Source organism: Sorangium sp. So ce590 (genome assembly GCF_051521365.1).
Taxonomy (GTDB): Bacteria; Myxococcota_A; Polyangia; order Polyangiales; family Polyangiaceae; genus Sorangium.
In genome coordinates this window covers 3,476,674-3,498,504 of sequence record NZ_CP150346.1, presented here as the reverse complement: position 1 = coordinate 3,498,504, position 21,831 = coordinate 3,476,674, and the positions used below count along the sequence as shown (strand labels likewise).

General features: G+C 73.8%; 12 protein-coding genes. 8 read left to right on the top strand and 4 right to left on the bottom strand.

The genetic code is table 11. The features are described from left to right. Nucleotides 1–192: 192 nt before the first annotated feature. Nucleotides 193–2,445, bottom strand: a complete 2,253-nt coding sequence (locus WMF28_RS13330) for a PilZ domain-containing protein (RefSeq protein WP_437602571.1) — start codon at nucleotides 2,443–2,445, stop codon at nucleotides 193–195. A 260-nt stretch (nucleotides 2,446–2,705) separates the two neighbouring features. Here WMF28_RS13330 and WMF28_RS13325 point away from each other — a divergent pair, with 260 nt between their 5' ends. Beyond that, nucleotides 2,706–3,068 (top strand): hypothetical protein, encoded by a 363-nt coding sequence (locus tag WMF28_RS13325; RefSeq protein WP_437602570.1) that lies wholly within the window; start codon nucleotides 2,706–2,708, stop codon nucleotides 3,066–3,068. Nucleotides 3,069–3,145: 77 nt separating this feature from the next. Here WMF28_RS13325 and WMF28_RS13320 read toward each other — a convergent pair whose 3' ends face one another. Then, complete coding sequence (locus WMF28_RS13320) at nucleotides 3,146–8,287, bottom strand: AAA family ATPase (protein WP_437602569.1); 5,142 nt, start codon at nucleotides 8,285–8,287, stop codon at nucleotides 3,146–3,148. Nucleotides 8,288–8,473: 186 nt separating this feature from the next. On the opposite strand from WMF28_RS13320, the gene WMF28_RS13315 reads away from it, so the two are divergent. From WMF28_RS13315 to WMF28_RS13300, 4 genes are all read left to right on the top strand, one after another. Further along, nucleotides 8,474–9,184 carry an RNA polymerase sigma factor gene (locus WMF28_RS13315; RefSeq protein ID WP_437602568.1) on the top strand — a complete coding sequence of 237 codons (711 nt, stop codon included), beginning with the start codon at nucleotides 8,474–8,476 and terminating at the stop codon, nucleotides 9,182–9,184. After that, complete coding sequence (locus tag WMF28_RS13310) at nucleotides 9,177–10,553, top strand: FecR domain-containing protein (protein ID WP_437602567.1); 1,377 nt, start codon at nucleotides 9,177–9,179, stop codon at nucleotides 10,551–10,553. The genes WMF28_RS13315 and WMF28_RS13310 overlap by 8 nt, the downstream gene beginning before the upstream one ends. A gap of 43 nt (nucleotides 10,554–10,596) precedes the next feature. Further along, the gene (locus WMF28_RS13305; protein WP_437602566.1) at nucleotides 10,597–11,721 is read left to right on the top strand and encodes a hypothetical protein; all 1,125 of its coding nucleotides are present in this window, start codon (nucleotides 10,597–10,599) and stop codon (nucleotides 11,719–11,721) included. Between the two features lie 149 nt (nucleotides 11,722–11,870). Continuing rightward, nucleotides 11,871–13,118: a hypothetical protein gene (locus WMF28_RS13300; protein WP_437602565.1), complete on the top strand. Its 1,248-nt coding sequence runs from the start codon at nucleotides 11,871–11,873 to the stop codon at nucleotides 13,116–13,118. Between the two features lie 244 nt (nucleotides 13,119–13,362). On the opposite strand, the gene WMF28_RS13295 is transcribed toward WMF28_RS13300, so the two are convergent. Both WMF28_RS13295 and WMF28_RS13290 read right to left on the bottom strand, forming a co-directional pair. Continuing rightward, nucleotides 13,363–14,490, bottom strand: coding sequence for an STAS domain-containing protein (locus tag WMF28_RS13295; RefSeq protein WP_437602564.1), 1,128 nt, complete (start codon nucleotides 14,488–14,490; stop codon nucleotides 13,363–13,365). A 215-nt stretch (nucleotides 14,491–14,705) separates the two neighbouring features. After that, complete coding sequence (locus WMF28_RS13290) at nucleotides 14,706–15,974, bottom strand: expansin EXLX1 family cellulose-binding protein (protein ID WP_437602563.1); 1,269 nt, start codon at nucleotides 15,972–15,974, stop codon at nucleotides 14,706–14,708. A gap of 393 nt (nucleotides 15,975–16,367) precedes the next feature. Here WMF28_RS13290 and WMF28_RS13285 point away from each other — a divergent pair, with 393 nt between their 5' ends. The 3 genes from WMF28_RS13285 (at nucleotide 16,368) to WMF28_RS13275 (ending at nucleotide 21,803) form a co-directional block, all read left to right on the top strand. Next, entirely contained in the window at nucleotides 16,368–17,837 is a 1,470-nt protein-coding gene (locus tag WMF28_RS13285) for a 3' terminal RNA ribose 2'-O-methyltransferase Hen1 (protein ID WP_437602562.1), read from the top strand. Next, nucleotides 17,834–20,404 (top strand): polynucleotide kinase-phosphatase, encoded by a 2,571-nt coding sequence (locus tag WMF28_RS13280; RefSeq protein WP_437602561.1) that lies wholly within the window; start codon nucleotides 17,834–17,836, stop codon nucleotides 20,402–20,404. The genes WMF28_RS13285 and WMF28_RS13280 overlap by 4 nt, the downstream gene beginning before the upstream one ends. A gap of 118 nt (nucleotides 20,405–20,522) precedes the next feature. Beyond that, nucleotides 20,523–21,803, top strand: coding sequence for a polysaccharide deacetylase family protein (locus WMF28_RS13275; protein WP_437602560.1), 1,281 nt, complete (start codon nucleotides 20,523–20,525; stop codon nucleotides 21,801–21,803). Nucleotides 21,804–21,831 lie beyond the last annotated feature (28 nt).

The window sequence follows — 21,831 nt, the reverse complement described above, 5'->3', positions numbered from 1 at the left end:
ATGGTCGGATTGATCGTGAAGGCGTGAAGGCGAAGGCGAAGGCGAAGGCGAAGGCGAGAAGGCATGAAGGCGAGAAGAACATGTGTCTGTTCTTCTCGCCTTCGCCTTACATGTTCGTGGAGCGGGACCGCCCGGGCAGGGAGGCGCCGAGGGTCGCTCAGCGCCTCGAGCCGCGGGGGGCGCGCGAGCGCGTCAGCGCGCCTTGTCCTTCTTGTCGCTCCCCTTCCCGCCCTTCTTCTTCTTCTTGTCGTCGTCCTTCTTCGACTTCGACGCCACCTTCTTCGGCTCGTCGCGGCCGAGCGCGATCTCCAGGCGATCGCCGCGCGCCTTGGCCTTGTAGGCGGGCACGCCGTCCTTGAACTGCAGCGTGATCTCCGCGCCGTGCGGCGTGTTGACCACGCGCACCGACGCGATGCGCTTGTCCTTCCGGGCGAGGCCGCTGCCGGAGGACAGCGCGCGACGGTCGGGCAGCGACACCGTGAAGCCCATCGCGCCGGCAGCGCCGTTCAGCTCCTCGATGGGGCCGTCCATCTTCAGCTTCAGCACGACGGGGCTCCTCACGGTCCCCTGACCCCACTCCTTCGGGCCCTCCTTCTCGTCGTCGTCCGCCTCCGCCTCGTCGTCCTCGCCGGGGCCGCCCGGGACCGCGGCCGCCCGCGCGAGCGGGTCGCCGGCCAGGGCGCTCGGGTCGGCCGGCGGCGTCGGCGGCACAGGCTCCGTCGTCGACAGCGGCGTCGCGCCGAACAGGGGGATGTTCGCCGTCAGCACGCCGCCCGGCGCAGCCGCGGCCCCCGGCAGCGCAGGCGCGCCGGGCGACGCCGGCAGCGCCGGAGCGCCCGCAGCGGTCGCCGCGGTCCCGGCCGAGGGCGCGTCGCCGCCCTGCAGGCCGAGGAGGCGCGCGGCCCCGAAGACGACGAGCACCGCCGCCAGCCCGAGGAAGCTCCCGGCCGCGGCCGCCTTCTTGTTGAAGCGCGGCGGCTCGGCCCCCTCGCCCGCCGTCTCGTCGGCCTCCTCGCGCACCAGCCGGCGGCCGCCGGACTTCAGCGCGCCGGCCGGCGGCGGCGCCGTCGTGCGGCGATGGCCGCCCTCCTTGGACCCGTCCCCCTCGCCCGCCGCGCGCGCGGCGCGCCGCTCCTTGATCCGCGCCACCATGCCGGCCATCGCGGTGGCCGCGCGCGCCCCGACGCCGGCGAGCGCCGGGGCGATCTTGCCCGCCGCGGCCTTGCCGGCCATCGCGGCCTTCTCGCCGACGTCGCGCAGCCGGCTCGGCTGCGCGTCGGCCGCCGGCGCTGCGCCCGCGTCCTCCGACCCCTCCCGCGCGGAGAGGGGCGCCGCGTCCTGCGCCGAGACCGGCGCCGCGTCCGCCGCGCGCGCCTCCCCCGCCGAGGGCGCCGGCGACAGGTCGCCGTCGTGATCGTCGTCCCCCTCGACCGCCGCACCGCCGCGCGCGGCGCTCGCGCCGACCGAGGCGCGCTCGCCCTGCGGATCGCGCGCAGGCGCCGCGGACGGCCGCCCCGGCGCGCGCTCGCCCGGATCGCGCGGCGGCGCCGACGACGCCCGCGCCGGCGCGCTCTCAGCCGGCGGCGCCGTCGGTCCCGCCGCGCGCTCAGCCGGCGGCGCCGACGACGCCCGCCCCGCCGCGCGCTCAGCCGGCGGCGCCGACGACGCCCGCGGGCTCTCGCCCGGCGGCGGGACCGACGGCGCCCGCGCGGGCGCTCCCGCGTCGAGCGCCGCCGCCGGCCTCGCCGGGGGCAGGGACTCGGACGACGCCGCCCGCGGGCGCGACGCCCTGGCCGCGCGGGGCGCCTCGTAGCGCAGCGTGACAACGAGCTGCGGCACGCTCGTCGCCGGGTCGACCTCGACCTTCACGTGGTCGATGTACGCCTCGCGGCGCGTGCCCTGCTCCACCTCCTCCAGCTCGAGGGAGCGACCCACCTTGAGGAACTCCAGGTTGGAGCCGACCTCGAGATCGTCGAGCCCCCCCGCGCGCACGCGCGCCTTCATGGGCGAGCTCAGCCCGTCGATGTGGAGCCGCACGCGCGCGCCCCGCTGCGCCGCGCCGGAGGGGACCGCGAGCGCCGGCGCGGCGGCGCCGGCGCCGGCATCCATCGACGAGCACATCGAGCGCACCGCCTCCTCCGCCTCGGCGTCGAGGCCGGTGAAGCGCAGGCCGAACTCGCCGCCGCGCGCCTCCTCGGCGCGCCAGCACACCTCACCCTCGACGACGAGCTCCTTGCCGAGCCCGTCGAAGCGGCAGATCAGCGCGTCGCCGACCCGCGGCAGGTACGCCGTGCGCAGGCGCATCCCCTCGGGGGACATGTCGATCGATTCGGCCTCGAAGCCGCCGCCCGACGTCTCGCCGACCGCGACGAGCGCCTCGATACGGACCCGCTGCCCCGCGCCGGCGCGCCGCTCGCCGCCGCCGCTCTCGCGATCTCTCTCCAAGGATTCCGGCGCCTTGCGAACGCCATCTCCCTCTGCGCCTCGAACGTTCATACGCCCACTCCTCCGCTTCGCCGCGAAGCCGCGTCCGCGATCGCGGGACCTCCGCGGTGCAGAGGGCCCTCTGGCCGGCAGTACGGCCTAAGCCCCGTGCTGGCCAAATTTTGGAGGCCGCGCGAGGCGGCGAGACGCGGGCGCGGCGTGGAGATCGGCCGCTCGCTTCGCCTGGCGCCCCAGGGGGCAAACGTGGGAAGCTTTCGGTGATGGGCAAGGACGAGCCGCCGCAGAACCAGGACAAGCCCGCGCCGCCCGCGAACCAGGACGTCGTCTTCATCCACAGCCCCGTCGAGCAGGGAGAGGGCTTCCGGGTCATCCGGAGCCGGGAGGACCGGCTCGAGATCGGTGAGCTGCGGCCCACCGAGCACGGGCGCCCGCTGGCCGGAGAGCTCGTCAAGCTGACGCAGCGGTCCGAGCACACCCGGCTCTTCGACGTGGAGGTGCTGCTCCCGGCGCCCCGCGGGGCCGACGCGTCCCGGTCCGGCCCCGCCCAGGTCGCGACCGACGCCTACCGCTCCAACTGGGAGGCGATCTTCGGCCCGCGCGAGGAGAACAAGCTCGCCAACTGAGGCGCCCTCGGCGACGGCGCCGGACGCCGCGCTGGCGAGCCGCGGCGCGTCGCGCAGGCGCGCCAGCCGGGCCGCCCTCAGCCACGGCCGCCAGACGCCACGCTGGCGAACCGCGGCGCCTCGCCGGTCCTCCGGATCGCGTAGGCGATCCCGCGCTGGAGCGTCCCCTGGACGACGGTCTCGCCGAGATCGATGCCGAGGCCGACGAGCGTCTGCGAGACGCGGGGGGCGATCCCTGTGATCACCGCCTCGGCGCCGAGCAGGCGCAGCGCTGTCGCGGTGCGCAGGAGCGTCGCCGCGACGCCGCTGTCCACGCCCCGCACGCCCGTGATGTCCAGGATGACGACCTGGGCCCCCGTCTCCGACACGCCGCGGAGCGCCGCGGCGAGCGCCTCGTCCGCGCGCTGCGCGTCGACGGTCCCGATGAGCGGCATGACCATGATCCTGTCGGTGATCGGGATGAGCGGCGTCGACAGCTCCGCGAGCCGCTCGCGCTGCATGCGGATGAGGTCCTCCTGCAGGCCGGCGCGCTCCTGCTCGGCGCGCGACCGCTCGGCGAGCTCCTCCTCGAGCTGCGCCTTCGCCGAGGAGAGCTCCGCTGTGCGGGCGGCGACAGCCGCCTCGAGCGCGCCGTTGGCGCGGCGGAGCTCGTCGCTCGCCGCCTGGACGCGCGCGTAGAGCAGCGCGTTCTTCACGGCGATGGCGGCCTGCGCGGCGACGAGCTCGAGCACGTCGAGGCGGGCGCGCGAGAACACGTCGGGCGCGGCGTTGTTCTCCAGATAGAGGATGCCCGAGACGTCCCCCTGGCTCACCATGGGCAGCGCGAGCACGGATCGCGGCTTGCGCGCCGCGACGTAGGGATCGCCGTCGAAGCGCGCGTCCTGCGCGGCGTCCGCCACGACGACGGCGCCCCCGCTGCTCATCGCGAGCTCGATCACCCGCGCGGCCGCGGCGCCGCTCTCGCGCACGGGCGTCGACGGGCCGACGCGCACCTCGCCCTCGTCCTCGACGACGGCCTCCACGCGCGGCCCGCCCTCGTGGTCCAGGATCAGCGCGCCCCGCTGGGCGCCGACGCTCTCGATGGCGAGCCGGAGCAGCCGCGTCATGACGCGGCCGAGGTCGATCTCGCGCGCCACGGCCTGCGCGGCGCGGATGAGCGCCGCCGCGTCGAGCAGCGCCACGCGCCGCGCGACCATCTCGGTCGTCGACGAGACGACCGAGGTCAGGTTCGACAGGAGGTCCGCGGACGCGGGCTGGCCCGCCGCCGCGCGGGGGAGCAGCTCGACGTAGGCCTCCTCCATCTGCCGCAGCTTGGCCGTGGCGCCCCAGCGCGCGTAGGCCTGGTAGGCCTCGACGAGGCACGACCGCGCGAGCCACGGCATGCGCCTCGAGGCGAGGAACCTGCCGCAGAGCTCGCTGACGAGCGCGCGGTAGCGCACGTACCCCGCCTGCTCCGCCGCGCCGCTCGCCTGCTGGTAGAGCTCGAGGATCGGCTCCAGCGCCTCCCCGGCGACGCGCGCGCGCTCCGCCCGGACGAGCAGCTCCAGGTGCCGGAGCTCGGGGCAGTCCCGCGCGAGGACGGCGAGCTTGTCGTGGCTCGACGCGAGCATCTCGGCCAGCGCGCCGCCCTCCTCCCCGCTCGCCCGAGGCCCGAGCGCCAGGAGGGTGAGGCAGGTATAGAGCGGCAGATCGACGACGCCGATGTACTGGCCCGTCAGGGCGCGGGCCCGCTCGTGCGCGCGGCGCGCCATCCGCAGCGCGCCCTCGTGATCGCCGTAGAGGTACGCGAGCGCGAGCTTGTTCGTGTAGTAGAAGCCAGCGACGATCGCGAAGGCCACCCCATCGAGCTTCGGCACGAAGGCGTCCTCGTCGAAGCCGGCGTCGCTCAGCGTGCCGCGGTCCAGCGTGCGCCCCTCGAGGTTCTGGATCACCTGCAGCGCGACGGTCTGGACCGCCGTCGACAGCGCGTCCTTCGTGCGGGAGGTGAAGCGCAGGAACCCACCGACGTCCTCGCGCACGCGCCGGAGCTCGCCTTCCAGGCTGAGCTTCATCTGGGCGACGATGTTGGAGGCCGCCGACGCGAACATGAAGTCGCCGGTCTCCATCCCGGCGACCCGCGCCCGCTGGAGGACCTCGAGCGCCTCGCGCTGCGGCCTCGAGAGGTTCATGACGACCCCGTAGTTGAAGTCGACCTTCGCCCTGATGGCATCGATCCGGTACCTGTCGTTCAGGGCGACGCCCATCCGCACGATCCTGTAGCCCTCGTGCGGCTGGCCCCTGAACGCGGCCAGGTAGAAGCCGTGGAGCGCGTACGCCACGCTGGCCATCGGCGAGCTCCCGTGCCGGAGCGACAGGTTCGTCATCCTGACGGCGAGGAGCTGGGCCAGCGGCGGGTTGAGGAAATACGCCGATGGCGAGCCGTAGCCGAGCATCTCCACCACGACCCTGACGCGCGGATCGGCGAGCTCGGAGCCCGCGCCGACGTCCTCGCCCCGCCGGGCGGCGAAGCCGCGCTCGGCCTCGGCGAGCTCCGCGCGGAGCGCGGCGGCGAGCGCCTCGCCCTCGGTGGGCACCTCCATGCCGAAGCGGCGCAGGCCCTGGAGCACCACCGCGAGCGTGTCCGCCCAGCGGTGCTGCGCGTTGTAGAGGACCATCCGCATGCAGTAAACGCGCGCGCGCTCCACGTCCGAGGCGGCGCGCTCGAGGAGGGCGTCGAAGAGCGCCTCCGCCTCGTCGCAGCGGCCGCTCAGGTGCGCGCACTCGGCCTTCGCGGCATGGATGTCGAAGACGTCGAGGGCGAGGCCAGGCTCGCCGGCCCATGGATCCGGGCCGAGCGCGGACGCCGCGGCGCTCAGGTAGCCGAACGCGGCGTCGTACGCGGTCGCCGCCTGCGCGCGCCGCCCCGCGGCCAGGTTGAGCCGCACGAGCTCGCCGCGCTCCGCCGGATCCTCGATCAGGGCCGCGGCGACGTTCAGGTGGCCGACGACGACGAACAGCTCCTCGTCGCTCGGGTCCTCGCCGAGGCTCGCCGCGAGCAGCCGGCCGATGCGGTGGTGCAGCCGCCTCCGCTCCGGCTCGTCGATGAGCGCGTACGCCGCCTGCTGGACGCGATCGTGCAGGAACCGGTACGAGACGCGGAACGAGGGGTCCTCGAGCAGCCTGCCCGCGACCACCGCGTCGCCGGCGTGGACGAAGCGGTACTCGGGATCGAGGGGTACGACGAGGCCCTCCCGCAGGGCCTCCCAGAGGGCCGCGGCCACCTCGCCCGGGGGCTGCTCGGCGACGAGCGCGAGCGTCCTGAGGTCGAAGCGGTGGCCAACGCAGGCGGCGAGCCGGAGGGCGCGCTGCGCGCCGGGCGCGAGCCGCCGGATCTTCGCGGCCATCAGCTCGACGACGCCCTCCGCGCCCTCCGCGCTCCGGGCGCGGTCGAGGCTCCACGCCCACGCCCCCGCGGCCGGATCGAAGCGCACGATCCCCTCGCCGGCGAGGGCCTGCAGGAGCTGGTGGATGAAGAACGGGTTGCCCGCGGTCCTCTCCAGGATCAGCGCCGCGAAGGCGTCCGTGTCCTCGAGGCGGCAGCGCAGGGCGTCGGCGAGGAGCCGGCGGATGTCCTCGAGCTCGAGCGGCCCGAGCCACACATCGGAGACGGGCGCGTTCGCCGCCCGCAGGTCGCGGACGAGCCTCGCCAGCGGGTGGGCGTCGTCGACCTCCTGGTCGCGGTAGGCGCCGATCACGAGCATCCCGCGGGCGTCCGGATCGGTCATCAGGAGCTCGAGGAGCCTCAGCGAGGCCGGGTCGGCCCACTGGAGGTCGTCGATGAAGAGCACGAGGAGGTGCTCCTCCGTCACGGCGCGGACGAAGGTCTGGAACGCCAGGCTGAAGCGGTTCTTCGACTCGTTCGGCCCGAGCGGCTGCGCGGGGGGCTGGGGGCCGAGGATGCGCGCGAGCTCGGGGATGACGTCGACGACGACCTGCCCGATCGAGCCGAGCGCGGCGCTCAGCCGGGCCTTCCAGCGCGCCACGGACTCCTCGCCCTCCGACAGCATGCGCTCGCACAGCTCGCCGAACGCCTGCGCGATGGCCGCGTAGGGGGTACGCTGCTTGAGCTGGCCGAACTTCCCCGAGACGAAGTACCCGGCCCGCCGCGCGAGCACCTTGTAGACCTCGCGGACGAGGGCGGACTTGCCGACGCCGGCGTGGCCGGAGATGAGGAACAGCTCGACGGCGCCGGCCGCCACGCGCTCGCACGCGGCCACGACCGCCTGCGTCGCGGCCTCGCGCCCGTAGAGCTTCTCCGGCAGCCAGAGCCGGCCGCCCGCGTCGCGCTCGCCGAGCGGGAAAGGATCGACGCGGCCGTCGGCCTCGTACCTCCGGAGGCACTCCTCGAGATCGGCGCGCAGCGCCTCGGCGCACGGATACCGATCCTCGGCGGCCTTGGAGAGGAGCTTCATGACGAGATCGGAGACGACGCGCGGGATCTCGGCCGACGCGGCGTGCGGCGGCGTCGGCGTCCTGGCCAGGTGACAGTGGACGAGCTCCATGGCGCTCGGCGCTGTGAACGGGGGAGCGCCCGTGAGCATCTCGTGGAGGGTGACGCCCAGGGAGTAGAGATCCGTCCGGCAGTCGAGGCTGCGGTTCATCCAGCCCGTCTGCTCGGGTGACATGTACGCCAGGGTCCCCTCCGCGGCGTCCGGGCTCTCGGCCCGCGGCGCCTCCTGCGACAGGCGCGTTGCGATCCCGAAATCGGAGAGCTTGACCACCAGCGGATCGAGGCGGACGAGGAGGTTGTGCGGCTTGACGTCCTTGTGAATGACGCCCGCGTGGTGCAGCGACGCGAGGGCGTCCGCAACGTGGATGCCGATCCGCAGGATCGTGGCCAGACCGAGCCTGTTGCTCCGCAGGACGATGTCGAGCGACGCGCCGCCGAAGTCCTCCAGGACGAGCACGGGCCCCCCATCGCACTCCTCGACGTCGAGGATGCGGAGGACGCCCGGGTGCGCGATCTCGCGCGTTATCACCTGCTCGTGGCGGAGCCTCGCGATCGCGCGCGGCGACGCCCGCCCGGCGCTCGGTCCCTTCAGCACGACGGGCTGCCCGTCCGACGCGCGGCGCGCGCGGCGCACGGTGCTCATCGGCCCCTCGTGGAGGATGGCGTCCGCGGCGTAGCCCTGCAGCGGGCTCGCTGATCCAGTAGCATGAACCGCGCCGAGTTTCGTCATGCGTTCAGATTACAACCGATACGACACCTTCCGTGGCGGCGTTCGACGTCGCGGCTCTTCGACGTGGAGGTGCTGCTCCCGGCGCCCCGCGGTCGCGCCGGAGCGGCCCCGGAGGTCGCGGCGGGGCCGCTCCGTCCATGTGCCGAATCTTGAGCCGCGGAGCCCCCCCGGGGAGCACTGCTGGGCGTGATCCGAACGCGCCGCTCGACCGTCCCGCCCTTGACAGCGGTCGCGCCCTCCACGCAAAGGGGGAGCGTGCAGGCGCTGCCGCTGTCCGCGACCGACGACGTGGCGCTGGCGCGCGCCGCGGCGCAGGGACACCCGGGCGCCGCGCCGGTCGTGTGGCAGCGGTTCGCGCCCCTCGTGCGCCGGATCCTGACGCGCACCCTCGGGCCGGGCGACGAGGTCGACGATCACGTGCAGGACACGTTCCTGCGCTTCTTCCGCGTGGCGAAGGACCTGCGGGATCCGTCGCTGCTCTCGAGCTTCATCATCGGCATCGCGGTGCGCGTCGCGCGCGCCGAGCTGCGGCGCCGGCGCCTGCGCCGCTGGCTCCAGCTGTCGCCCTCGGGCGAGCTCCCGGACGTCGGCGGCGCGCAGCAGGATCCGCAGGGGCGCGCGGCGCTCACGCGGCTCTACGGCATCCTCGACCAGGTGGACGACCGGTCGCGGACGCTCTTCGTCCTGCGGTTCATCGAGGGGCTCGAGCTCACCGAGATCGCCGGCGCGCTCGGGTGCTCCCTGGCCACGACGAAGCGCCACCTCGCGCGCGCCTCTCACCGGATCCTCACCGCCGCGCAGCGCGATCCCGCGCTCTCGGCCTACCTCGCGAAGGCCCCGCAAGCGCTCGATCAGCCCGGGAGCCTCCTTGCCTGCGGAGGAGAGCACGATGAATGAAGCGGAGAAGTTGAGCCGGCTCGCCGACCTCGCGCGGGAGGGCCTCCCCGCCGACGTCGACGCGGCGCACGACGCCGCCGAGCGCGCCCGCTTCGTGGAGGCGGTGAGCCGCGGGGCCGCCCGCCGCCGCGAGGGCGACCTGGGCCGCGTCGCGTCGTGGCTGCGCTCCCTCGGGCTCTGGCCTCTGCACGCGGGGCGGGCGCGGTGGGGCCTCGCGCTCGCCGGCGCGGCGGCGCTCGCGCTCGCGCTCGTCGCGCTCTGGCCGTCGCGGCGGCTCGACTACGCGGTCGAGGGCGCGCCCGGCGCCGCGGGCGGCTACATCGCCGCGGCGGCCGAGGAGGCGCGGCTGCGCTTCACGGACGGCACCACGGTCGCGCTCTCGCCGGGCAGCGCGCTGCGCGTGGCGGAGGTCGACGCGGTCGGGGCGCGCATGCTGCTCGAGGACGGCCGGGCGTCGCTGCGCGTGACGCCGCGGCCGAAGGCGCGCTGGTCGGTCGAGGCGGGGCCGTTCGCGGTGCTGGTCACCGGCACGGCGTTCGACGTGTCGTGGACGCGCGGCGACGGCACCCTGCGCGTCGATCTGCACGAGGGGAGCGTGACCGTGCGCGGGCCGCTCGCGCTCGACGGGCTGCCGCTCCGCGCCGGACAGCGGCTCGTGGCGCGGATGCGCGAGGGCGACGTGCAGATCTCGAGCGGCGACGCGGCCAGCACGGTCGGCAGCGCGGCGGGGCCGGCGCAGCAGGGGCCGTCGTCCGCCGGGGCGGCGCTGCCCGGCGGAGAGAGGAACACCGGACCTGGCGACGAAGGCGACGCCGGGGCCGCACGGCCGGAGGGCTCGCGGGCTGAAGGGGCGCCCGCGGGCCTTCCGCCGGACGGTTCGGCGGCGGCGCCGGACGGCGCGGCGGCGGCGCCGAGCTGGGCGAAGCGCGTGGCGGCGGGGGATTTCCGGTCGGTCCTGGCCGACGCGGAGCAGCGCGGCCTGGGCGGCGTGCTCGATCACGGCCCCCTCGACGACCTTGTCGCGCTGGCGGACGCGGCGCGGTACGCGCGGCGGGGCGACGTCGCGCAGCGCGCGCTCACCGCGACGCGCAAGCGGTTCCCCGGGACGAGCCACGGGAAGGCGGCGGCCTTCCTGCTCGGGCGCATGGTCGACGACGGCGGCGCGCCGGGCGCGGCGGTGGCCTGGTACGACGCGTACCTCGCCGAGTCGCCGGGCGGCCCGTTCGCGGCCGAGGCGCTCGGCCGCAAGATGGTCGCCGTCGAGCGCACCGGCGGCCGGTCGGCGGCGCGCCCGGTGGCGGAGCTCTACCTGAAGCGCCACCCGCGCGGCGCGCACGCGCCCGTGGCGCGCGATCTCGTGAAGCCGTGACGCGTCTCCGGCCCCGCCCGCGATCTGGTAAATCCCTGGGCGAGTGCGCTCCTTTCCCCTTCTGACCTGGCTCTTGCTCGCCCCGGCGCTCGCCCCCGCGCGGGCCGAGGCGGCGCCCCCGCCGGAGGCCGCGGCGGCCGCCTCGCGGGTCGTGATCGTCGAGGCGGACGCGGACGACCCGCTGGTCCGCGAGGCGGCCACGCGGCTCCGGGCCGAGCTCGGCGCGGCGGGGTTCGAGGTGGTGCGCGTCCCGCGGGGGCGCCAGGGAGACGCGCGCGACGCGCTGGAGCGCGCCGCCCGGGACGAGGGCGCGTTCGCGGCCGCGGCGATCTTCCGCTCCCGCGCGGGCGCCACGGCGGACCTCTGGATCGTCGACCGGGTGACGCAGAAGACCGTGGTGCGCACGGTGGAGGTGTCCGGCGCGGCGGCCCCCTCGGTGATGGCCGTGCGCGCCGTCGAGCTCCTGCAGGCGAGCCTCCTGGAGGCCAACCTGCTCTCGACGCGCGCGCCGCCCGAGGGCGCGGCGGGCGGCGAGCGCGTCGCCGTCCCTGACGACGTGCGGCGGTGGATGGCGCCCGTGCGGCGGCGGGCCGGCGCGGATCCGGCGGCGGCGCGGGCCGGGATGCTCGCGGGCGTCGGCGTGGAGGCCGGGCTCGTGGCGCTCCTGAGCGCGGGCGGCATCGGGCCGGCGCTGGGGCCGGCGCTGCGGCTGTCGTACGGGACCGGCGCGGGCGGCGGCGGGGGCGCGCTGCCCGCGGGGCTCGCGGCGCGGCTGACGTTCGCGGGGCCGGCGCTGGGGCCGGCGCTGGAGGGCGCGCTCGGCGCGGTGTCGGTCCGGCAGGAGATGGCGCTGCTGGAGGCGGTGTGGGCGCTGGAGACGGGCACCGCGGTCTCGCCGGTGCTCTCGGCCGGCCTGGGCGGATTCCACCTGTTCATCAGCGGCGACCCCCTGCCCCCGCTCCGGAGCGCCACGGGCGAGGTCTGGTCGATCGCCGCGACCTTTGGCGGGGGCGCCGGGCTGCGCCTCACCGAGCGCGCGGCGCTCCTGCTGGACGCGCACGCGATCTTCGCCGAGCCCCGCGCCGTCGTGACGCTGGGCGGCGAGCGGCTCGGCACGGCGGGAAGGCCGGCGTTCGCGGGGTATCTGGGGCTGCTCGTGCGGCTCTGAGGCGAGATCGGGTCGCCCGCCGGCGGCGACATCGGAAGACGGCGTGAGGCCGTTTGCCGATATTGGAGCAGCGCCGATTCCGTTACTGTCTCGAGATCAGTCGAGGGCGCGCCCGCTGTGGGCAGGGCCTCCTGGCGCGGGAGACATCGATGAAAACGCGAACACTTTCGGCCGTTTTTCTCGCCACGCTCGCCTTTTCGACAGGGCTCCTCGGTTGCTCTGACGACGCGGAGGACGGCTCGGGAGGGAGCTCGCCGAGCACGAGCTCCGTCTCCGGGAGCGCCAGCTCGGGCGTGGGCGGAGACGGCGGCAACGGTGCCGGCGGCAGCGGCGGTGACGGCGGCAGCGGCGGTGACGGCGGCAGCGGCGGTGACGGCGGCAGCGGCGGTGACGGCGGTGACGGCGGCGGCAATGGGGGGCTCGGCGCTCGGTGCGAGGTGGACGCCGACTGCGGCCCGCGCGGCCTTTGCCTCTCCGAATCGGGCAACGAGTTCTTCGGCGGAGGGCCGGCGGGCGGGTACTGCACGACGTCGTGCGCAGCAGACGGCGATTGTGAGGGCGAGGGCAGCGTGTGCCTCGAAGGCATCTGTCTTCTGGGCTGCCCCCTGGGAGACCCCCCCTTCGTCAGCATCGTCGACGAGCTCGATCCGGCGAAGTGCCACGGCCGCGAGGACCTTCGCTGTGACAGCATCGGTGAGGATGTGACCGTGTGCATGCCTGGCTGCGGCTCGGACAGCCAGTGTGCCGGCCGCGTGTGCGACCCCCGGATCAACCTTTGCGTCGACGAGCCGACGGCCGGGCTCCCTGCGGGCTCAGCGTGCAAGGTCGGGGACGAGGGCACGGATCCCTGCGCGGGGTGGTGCATCCGCTTCAGCGCGTCGTTCGCCGTTTGCGCCGGGCTGTGCGCGCTCGGCGGGGACGTCGCGAACGAGGACTGCGGAGGGCAGGAGAGCGGTCTGTGCGCCTACCCGCTGACGGACGATCCCGGCATCGGCGACGCCGGTGCCTGCGCCAAGGCGTGCACGAGCCACGGCGATTGCCCGATGCCGCACGCCTCGTGCGGGTTCGTGGGGCTGGACGGCAACGGCTTTTGCTTCTTCGGACCGACGGCTTGCCCGCGGGGCCAGAGGCAATGCACGGAAGAAGGCGAGGTCTGCACGGTGACGCCTCAAGGCCGGCTGTGCCTCGACGAAAGATACCCGCTGAGCAATTCAGGCACGGGCGGCGCGGGCGGCACCAGTGGTGCGGGCGGTATCGGCGGCGCGGGCGGTACGGGCGGTATCGGCGGCGCGGGCGGTACGGGCGGTATCGGCGGCGCGGGCGGTACGGGCGGTATCGGCGGCGCGGGCGGTGCGGGCGGTATCGGCGGCGCGGGCGGTGCGGGCGGCGCCGGCTGACCGGTAGCTCTCCATCAGACCGCCTCCCCATCACGGATCCGGTGCTCCTGGGGCGGTTCCACCGCCCTCCCCAGGGGGTTCTCGGTCCTCGCCGAGCGGTTCCACCGCCTTCCCCAGGGTGTTCTCGGTCCTCGCCGAGCGGTTCCACCGCCTTCCCCAGGGTGTTCTCGGTCCTCGCCGAGCGGTTCCACCGCCTTCCCCAGGGTGTTCTCGGTCCTCGCCGAGCGGTTCCACCGCCCCAGGCTTACCTGCCGCCGCTCCCCCCAGCGGTCGCGCCGGCCAGCGACCGGATGCACATCCGCAGCCCCTCGCGGAGGTTCCGCTGCGTGGCGACGGCGGACATGTCGAGGCCGAGCGACGTCATCAGCACCGCCACAGCGGGGCGCACGCCGGTGATGACCCCCTTGGCGCCGAGCAGCCCGACCGCGCGCACGATCCGGATCACATGGTCGGCGGTCGCCTCATCGATGCCGTCGACGCCGGTCATGTCGAGGATCGCATAGCGGGCGCCCGTCCGGACGATCGCGTCGAGCAGCTCCTCCGTGATCACCCCGGCCCTCACGCCGTCGAGCGTGCCGATCAAGGGGACCGTCAGCACGCCGTCCCACACCTGGAGGATCGGGGTGGCGAGCGCGCGCAGCTCGCGCTGCTGCCGCTCGATCAACGACAGCTTCTCGCGGAGCTCCTGCTCGGTCTTCTGGAGCTCCTCGGCGATGCGGACCCGCTCCTCGACCTCGCGTTTCAGCTTGTGCAGCGCGATGGCCAGATCCGTCTTCGTCGCCAGCTCCTCGTCGAGCAGGCGCTGCAGCCGCTCCTCCAGGGTGATCGTCGCGCGGCGCACCGTGAACTCGTCGTGGAGATCGCCCCGCGCGGCGAACGACGTTTGCTCGACCTCGCACTCCTGCCCGAACAGCCTCGTGCAGAATCCCGCAAGCTTGCCCGCCATCATGCTGCTCCCCCAGCAGACATCCAGCTCCTTCTGGTAGAGCGCCTCCCACCCGTTCACCACGCGAAAGCGCGCCTCCTTCCGCTCCCGGTCCACCGAGACCGCCTGCCACCGGCCCCAGCCCGCGGTGGCCGCCCCGATGCCGAGCGCCCTGAAGCCCTCCTCGAATGTCGGGTAGCCGGAGAGGAACGTCCAGTCGTCCTCGATGCTGAGCCGCCCCCCGCTCTCCACGGCGAGGTTGAAGCGCTCGGTCCCCGCCATCCGCTGGAAGCCGGACATCAGCCCGAGCACGCTGCTCGGCACGAACATGGACACCGAGGGAACACCGGCCCAGGTACACTGGCCGCTGTCGACATCCCATTCGATCGGCATTCCCCCGACGTCGACGCGGATCTTCTCGCCCGAAAGCTGAGAGCTTGTGCTCATAAATCCTCCGAGTCCACGAGCTCGCGTGCCCGTCTGCCGGAGTGTACCGGCTCAGCCCGCCACGCGTCGCCCCCGACGGGCACGCCGCGACTGGCACCGATCCGGCCAAGACGTCAATCTGGGATTCGCGCAGGCGCGCACGTCCGTGACAGCCCCTCGGGGGTGAGGCCGGAGCAGCGGTGGCGAGGGCTGGAGCGGACCGGAGAGCGGCCGGCTCACTCGCACGTCGAGAACTGGGAGGACGCTGTCTGCTCGGCCGTGCTGACCTGGACCGTTGTCTCGATCGTCTCGCCGAAGACGTCGGTCACGCGCACGCGCCACGGCCCTGGCGTCATGTTGCCGTTGCCGACGCGCCAGTAATTGTAGTACTGCCGCGTGGCCTCCCTCCACGTCCCGCCGAGCTGGACCTCGACCCGCTCGATCGGGTTGCGATGGCCCTGCACGCGGAACTCGTTCCACCAGCTGTTCTGCTCCTTGAGCGAGATGGAGAGGTTCCCCTCGACCGGGCACGGGACGTACTTCCAGGAGATCTTGCCCCTCGCCCCGCCGTTACCGGTCCCGAGATAGCCCTCCTCGGTCGACCCGATCTGCTGAAAGGCCTCCTTGCTCAGATCGATGTGCCCGGCCGTGCACTTCGGGTTGCTGCCGATCGGGCACTGATCGACGACCGTCGCCACGACCTTCCGCCCGTCGTCGCGGCTCACCTCCACGCACGCTCCGCACGCGGCCGCGGTGTCGTAGTCGGCCGTGTTCATGGCCGCGAAATACCGGCCTCCGCCGGTCGCCACGTGCGCAATCCGGTCCGGGCTGCGCCCGAGGACCGGGAAGCTGCAGTTCACCGCGCCCGAGCCCTGGCTGAGCGTGTACCACGTCGCCGATCCGTCGCCGTCCTCGTAGCTCGGGAGCGGGATCGAGCAGGTGCCGCCGCCGTCGGAGCTGTCGCCGGCGCCGGTCGTCGCGCCCCCACCGCTCCCCCCTGCCCCGCCCGCGCCCGAGCCGCCGGCGCCGGTCGTGGCCCCCGAGCCGGTCGTCTGACCCGAGCCGGTCGCGCCGGTCTGGGTCATGGACACCATCACCGGTCGGTAGTCGCCCCCGGTCGCGTTCCCGCAGAACCCGAAGCTGGTCAAGCCGCCCACCGGGATCGGCGCGTTACCGGAAGGCGGGGTCACCGTCAGGATCGAGCCGCTCCGGCTCGACTGGCCCCCCCACAGGCTGGTCACCGAGGACTGCTTGAGATCGATCACGACGGTCCACGACGTCACCGGCGTGATCCCCTCGTTCACGACGTTCACGTTCACGCAGTAGCCGCTGCCCCAGTCGGACGACCTCGTCAGCGCCGCGACCCCGAGCCCGTCGGTCGTCACCACGGCGCTGGTGAGGTCCCCCGCGACCTCCTCCTCGCCCGGCACCTCGGCGGTGCACGCGGCGGCGAAGAGGCCAAAGAAAGATAGCGCGACAGCAGATCCATAAGCCAAAGATCGCATCCTGAGTCTCCACGTCATCGGCGCGCCGAGAGAGCGCGACCGGTAGCATCTTCATGAATGCAAACTCATGAGCTCGCCATCGCTCGAACATACAGAAAAATCATTTTGGCAGACAAGCACTCTGGAATGATCTCCCCCGAGCGAAGAAGGCCGCTGTTTCATCGAACATTTCACCTCTGGCAAAGCACCTGCACAGGCGTCGATTCCCCACATCGCGCCCCACGAGCGCCCACATCACCACCGTCTCCTCCGCGAACACTCGACTTCAGCCAACCGAGCTGGGGAGATCCCCTGTCTGCCGCGCCCGGGCGCGGCGCGGCGCGCGCTGCGCGGCGAGCGCCGCGCGACCGCGATTGTCGCGAGTTGCCCCGCTCACGTAGACTGCGGCCCCCGATGCTCCTCACGCTCACCACCACGCACAGGCCGGCGACCGATCTCGGCTACCTGCTCGTCAAGAACCCGGCGCACACGCAGTCGTTCGCGCTCTCGTTCGGCAAGGCGCACGTGTTCTATCCGGAGGCGACCGAGGACCGGTGCACCGCGGCGCTCCTGCTCGACGTCGACCCCGTGGACCTCGTGCGCGGGCGCGGCGCGGGCGAGCCGGGCACGCTCGCGCAGTACGTCAACGACCGGCCCTATGTCGCCTCGTCGTTCCTCTCGGTGGCGATCGCGCAGGTCTTCGGCTCGGCGCTCGGCGGCAAGTGCCGCGACCGCCCGGAGCTCGCCGACGTGCCGCTCCCCCTCTCCGCCACCCTCTCGGCGCTGCCGTGCCGCGGCGGCGAGGCGCTGCTCCGGCGGCTCTTCGAGCCGCTCGGCTACGAGGTCGCGGCCGAGCGCCTCCCGCTCGACGAGACGTTCCCGGAGTGGGGCCAGAGCGCCTACCTGCGCGTCTCGCTCGCGAGGACGTGCCGGCTCCGGGAGCTGCTCGCGCACCTCTACGTGCTCGTGCCCGTGCTCGACGACAAGAAGCACTACTACGTGGGCGACGCCGAGGTCGACAACCTCCTCGCCAAGGGCGAGGGCTGGCTCGCGGAGCACCCCGAGCGCGAGGCGATCGCGCTCCGCTACCTCAAGCATAGCCGGCCGCTCTTCCGCGCTGCGCTCGCCCGGCTCGTGGCCGACGAGGCGGCGAGCCCCGAGGAGGCCGAGGACGAGAAGGCCGCGCCCGAGGACAGGGCCGAGGCGCGGATGAGCCTCGACGAGGAGCGGCGCGCGGCCGTCGTCGCGGCGCTCCGCCGGGCCGAGGCGAGGAGCGTGCTCGACCTCGGCTGCGGCGAGGGCAAGCTGCTGAAGCGGCTCGTCGACGAGCGCGTCTTCGAGCGCGTCGCCGGCGCCGACGTCTCGATGCGCAGCCTCGAGATCGCCAGGAACCGGCTCCGCCTCGACGACCTCCCCGACAAGCAGAAGCGGCGGATCCAGCTCTTCCAGGCGTCGGTCACGTACCGCGACGCGCGCTTCTCGGGCCACGACGCCGTGACCCTCGTCGAGGTCATCGAGCACGTGGACCTCTCGCGCCTCGGCGCGCTCACCCGCGCCGTCTTCGAGCACGCGCGGCCGCGCGTCGTCGTCGTGACCACGCCGAACGCCGAGTACAACGTGCGGTTCGAGGGGCTGCCGCCCGGCGCGCTCCGCCACGGCGACCACCGCTTCGAGTGGACGCGCGCCGAGTTTCACACCTTCTGCGCGGAGGTCGCGGCGGCGCACGGCTACGCCGTCGAGCACCTGCCCATCGGCCCGATGGATCCGTCGCTCGGCGCGCCGACGCAGATGGCGATCTTCACGCGCGCGGCCGGCGAGGGCGGCGCCGGCGGCGCGGACGACACGGGCGGCGCCGCGGCACCGACGGCGGAGGTGGCGTCGTGAGCGAGCCGAAGCCCCTCGTCGTCCCCTCGCTCTCGCTGGTCGTGCTCGTCGGCGCGTCCGGCTCCGGCAAGAGCACGTTCGCGAGGGCGCACTTCAAGCCGACCGAGATCCTCTCGTCCGACCACTACCGCGGCGTCGTGTCCGACGACGAGAACGACCAGGCCGCCAGCGCGGACGCGTTCGAGGTCCTGCGCTTCATCGCGGGCAAGCGGCTCGCGGCCGGGCGGCTCGCCGTCGTCGACGCGACAAACGTGCAGCCCGACGCGCGCAGGCCGCTCGTGGCGCTCGCGCGCGAGCACCACGTGCTGCCGGTCGCCATCGTGCTCGACCTGCCCGAGAAGCTCTGCCGCGCGCGCAACGCCGGCCGCCCGGACCGGCAGTTCGGCCCGCACGTGGTGCGGGGCCAGAGCCGCGAGCTCCGCCGCTCGCTCCGGGAGCTCCGGCGCGAGGGCTTCCGCTACGTGCACGTGCTCTCCTCGCCCGAGGAGGTCGCGGCGGCCACGATCGAGCGGCAGCGCCTGTGGACCGATCGCCGCGACGATCACGGGCCGTTCGACATCATCGGCGACGTCCACGGCTGCTTCGACGAGCTCGTCGAGCTGCTCGAGGCGCTCGGCTACCGCCTGGAGGGGCTGCCGGACGCGCCGCGCGCGTCGCACCCCGAGGGCCGGCGCGCGCTCTTCCTCGGCGACCTCGTGGACCGCGGGCCGCGCTCGCCCGACGTGCTGCGCCTCGCGATGGGCATGGTCGAGGCGGGCGCGGCGATCTGCGTGCCCGGCAACCACGACGTGAAGCTGCTCAAGAAGCTGCGGGGCCGCGACGTGCGGGCGACCCACGGCCTCGAGCTGACGCTCGCGCAGCTCGAGGTGGAGACGGACGAGTTCAAGGCGAAGGCGGCGGACTTCATCGACGGGCTCGTCAGCCACTACGTGCTCGACGACGGCAACCTCGCGGTCGCGCACGCGGGGGTCAAGGAGGCGTTCCAGGGCCGCGGCTCGGGGGCGGTGCGCGAGTTCTGCCTGTACGGCGAGACCACGGGCGAGACCGACGAGTACGGCCTCCCGGTGCGGTACAACTGGGCCTCGGAGTACCGCGGCAAGGCGATGGTGGTCTACGGCCACACGCCGACGACCGTGGCCGAGTGGGAGAACCGCACCATCTGCATCGACACCGGGTGCGTGTTCGGCGGCGCGCTCACGGCGCTCCGCTACCCGGAGCGCGAGCTCGTCGAGGTCAAGGCGCGCCGCGTGTACTACGAGCCGCAGAAGCCGCTCGCGCCGCGCGGGGGTGGCGACCCGAGGGCCGAGTCGCGCGGGCAGGCCGGCGATGGGCTCGACATCGACGACGTGAGGGGCCGGCGCGCGATCCGGACGCGGGTGCACGGCATGGTGACGATCCGCGAGGAGAACGCCGCGGCGGCGCTCGAGGCGATGAGCCGCTTCGCCGTGGATCCGCGGTGGCTCATCTACCTGCCGCCGACCATGTCGCCGAGCGAGACCGCGAAGGACGGGGGCCTGCTCGAGCACCCGCGCGAGGCGTTCGCGTACTTCCGGCAGAACGGCGTGGGCCGCGTCGTGTGCGAGGAGAAGCACATGGGGTCGCGCGCGGTGCTCGTCGTGTGCCGCGACGAGGCCGCGCGGCAGCGGCGGTTCCGCGTCGACGAGGGGCCGCTCGGCGTGTGCGTCACGCGCACGGGCAGGCCGTTCTTCCCGGACGAGGCGCGGAGCCGGGAGCTCATCGACCGGGTGCGCGCGGCGATGGACCGGGCGGACCTCTGGACCGAGCTCCGCACCGACTGGGTCTGCCTCGACGCGGAGCTCCTCCCCTGGTCCGCGAAGGCGCAGGACCTCTTGCGCGGGCAGTACGCCGCCGTGGGCGCGTCGGGCCGCGCGTCGCTCGGCGCCGCGGTCGGGGCGCTCTCGATGGCGGCCGCGCGCGACGAGAGCGCGCGACCCTTGCTCGAGCGCCACGCGGCCCGGGAGGCGGCGATGGACGGGTACGTGGCGGCCTACCGGCGCTACTGCTGGCCGGTGCGGTCGCTCGCCGATCTCCGGCTCGCCCCGTTTCACCTGCTCGCGAGCGAGGGCGCGGTGCACGCCTCGCGGGATCACGGCTTCCACCTGCGGCAGCTCGGGCGGCTCTGCGAGGTCGATCCGGGGTTCTTCGTGCCGACCCCGCACCGCGTCGTCGACCTCTCGGACCCGCAGAGCGAGGCGCAGGGGGTGGCCTTCTGGACCGAGCGGGTCGAGCGCGGCGGCGAGGGGATGGTGGTCAAGTCGTGGGAGTGGGTGGTCCGCGGCCCGCGCGGGCTCGTCCAGCCGGCGATCAAGTGCCGTGGGCCGGAGTACCTGCGCATCATCTACGGCCCGGAGTACCTGATGCCGCCGCACCTCGCGCGGCTGCGGAGCCGCAGCGTCTCCTCGAAGCGCGCGCTCGCGCTCCGGGAGTACGCGCTCGGCCTGGAGGCGCTCCACCGCTTCGTGGAGGGCGAGCCGCTCCATCGCGTGCACGAGTGCGTGTTCGGCGTGCTCGCGCTGGAGAGCGAGCCCATCGATCCTCGGCTGTGACCGAGGGCGGGAGAGCGATCGAGCGGTGCTCGATCGGCATCGCCGCGACAATGCACTGCGTCAACTCGCATGCATCTTGATCATCCGAGCGCCTTGCGGGAATCTTTACGATCGAACTATGTCGAACCTATCGCGATTCCGCCATCTCAGAAATTTTACTGCATCATCGTCACCAGTGCTCGGTGCGATGCTGTTGTTAGGCGCGCTGCACTGCACCGGCTGCGGCGATGACGGTGGGGGTGGGGGTGACGGAGGCGCCGGCGGCAGCGGCGGCCAGCCGGCGACGAGCGGCAGCGGCAGCGGCACGACGGGAAGCGTCACCTCCGGCGATCCGGGCGGCACGACCTCGGCGTCGACCGGAGGCACCGGCGGCGCGAGCACCGGCACCGGCACCGACACCAGCACCAGCACCAGCACCGGCACCGGCGGCGACGACGCAACGGGCGGCGGAGGATCGGGCGGTGGAGGGACGCCGGTCAATTCCGGCCTTCCGACGCCCCCCGGCCCCGACAACGTGGCGAAGCCGTCCGGCGCGGTCGGCGGGCTCAAGGTCATCGACTGGGCCGGCTTCTCGGGCGCCGTGACGTACAGCCTCGACGACTCGAACTCGAGCCAGATCCAGAACTACGACGCGCTGAACGCGCTCGGCGTGCGGTTCACCTTCTATCTCTGGACCAACAGGAGCGAATCGAACGATCCGGTGTGGCAGAAGGCGCTGATGGACGGGCACGAGCTCGGCAACCACACGAATCGCCACGACAGCGGCGACAGCGGCGCCGATACGGACATCGCGACGAAATTCATCAAGGACAAGTTCGGCATCACGCCGTATACCATGGCGGCTCCGATGGGCTCGGATGCGTATGTGAGCGTCGCCCAGTCGCGCTTCCTCATCAACCGCGGCGTGGCCAACGGCCTGATCGGCCCGAACGACTCGACCAATCCGTTCAAGGTGCCCTCCTACCTCCCCCCGCAGAACGCCTCCGCGGCGATGATGGACGCGGAGGTCACGAGCGCGCGGTCCCAGAAGAAGTGGCGCACCTTCTGTATCCACGGCTTCACCGGCGGCAGCGACGGCGCCTATCAGCCCATATCGCTCAATGCCTTCCGCGAGCACGTCCAGCACGTCAAGGATTTCGGCGACGTGTGGATCGACAGCATGGTCAACATCGGCGCCTACTGGCGCGGCCAGAAGGCGTTCGCCGATGGCTCCAACACGCAGTCCGCGAGCGACACGACCTACACGTGGCAGCTCCCCGACAACTTCCCGCCGGGCAAGTACGTGCGCGTGACGGTCACCGGCGGCACGCTCAAGCAGAACGGCGCCGCGCTTCCCTGGAATCCGCACGGCTACTACGAGGTTGCCCTCGATCCGGAGTCCGTCACGCTGTCGCCGTGAAGCGAGCCGCCCGAAGCCCCGCGCCGCC

Bases quoted from the DNA above. Each gene is read 5' to 3' on its own strand.
- WMF28_RS13325 (WP_437602570.1), top strand. From the start codon at position 2,706: ATGGGCAAGGACGAGCCGCCGCAGAACCAGGACAAGCCCGCGCCGCCC.
- WMF28_RS13320 (WP_437602569.1), bottom strand. From the start codon at position 8,287: ATGACGAAACTCGGCGCGGTTCATGCTACTGGATCAGCGAGCCCGCTG.
- WMF28_RS13310 (WP_437602567.1), top strand. From the start codon at position 9,177: ATGAATGAAGCGGAGAAGTTGAGCCGGCTCGCCGACCTCGCGCGGGAG.
- WMF28_RS13300 (WP_437602565.1), top strand. From the start codon at position 11,871: ATGAAAACGCGAACACTTTCGGCCGTTTTTCTCGCCACGCTCGCCTTT.
- WMF28_RS13295 (WP_437602564.1), bottom strand. From the start codon at position 14,490: ATGAGCACAAGCTCTCAGCTTTCGGGCGAGAAGATCCGCGTCGACGTC.
- WMF28_RS13290 (WP_437602563.1), bottom strand. From the start codon at position 15,974: ATGCGATCTTTGGCTTATGGATCTGCTGTCGCGCTATCTTTCTTTGGC.
- WMF28_RS13285 (WP_437602562.1), top strand. From the start codon at position 16,368: ATGCTCCTCACGCTCACCACCACGCACAGGCCGGCGACCGATCTCGGC.
- WMF28_RS13275 (WP_437602560.1), top strand. From the start codon at position 20,523: ATGTCGAACCTATCGCGATTCCGCCATCTCAGAAATTTTACTGCATCA.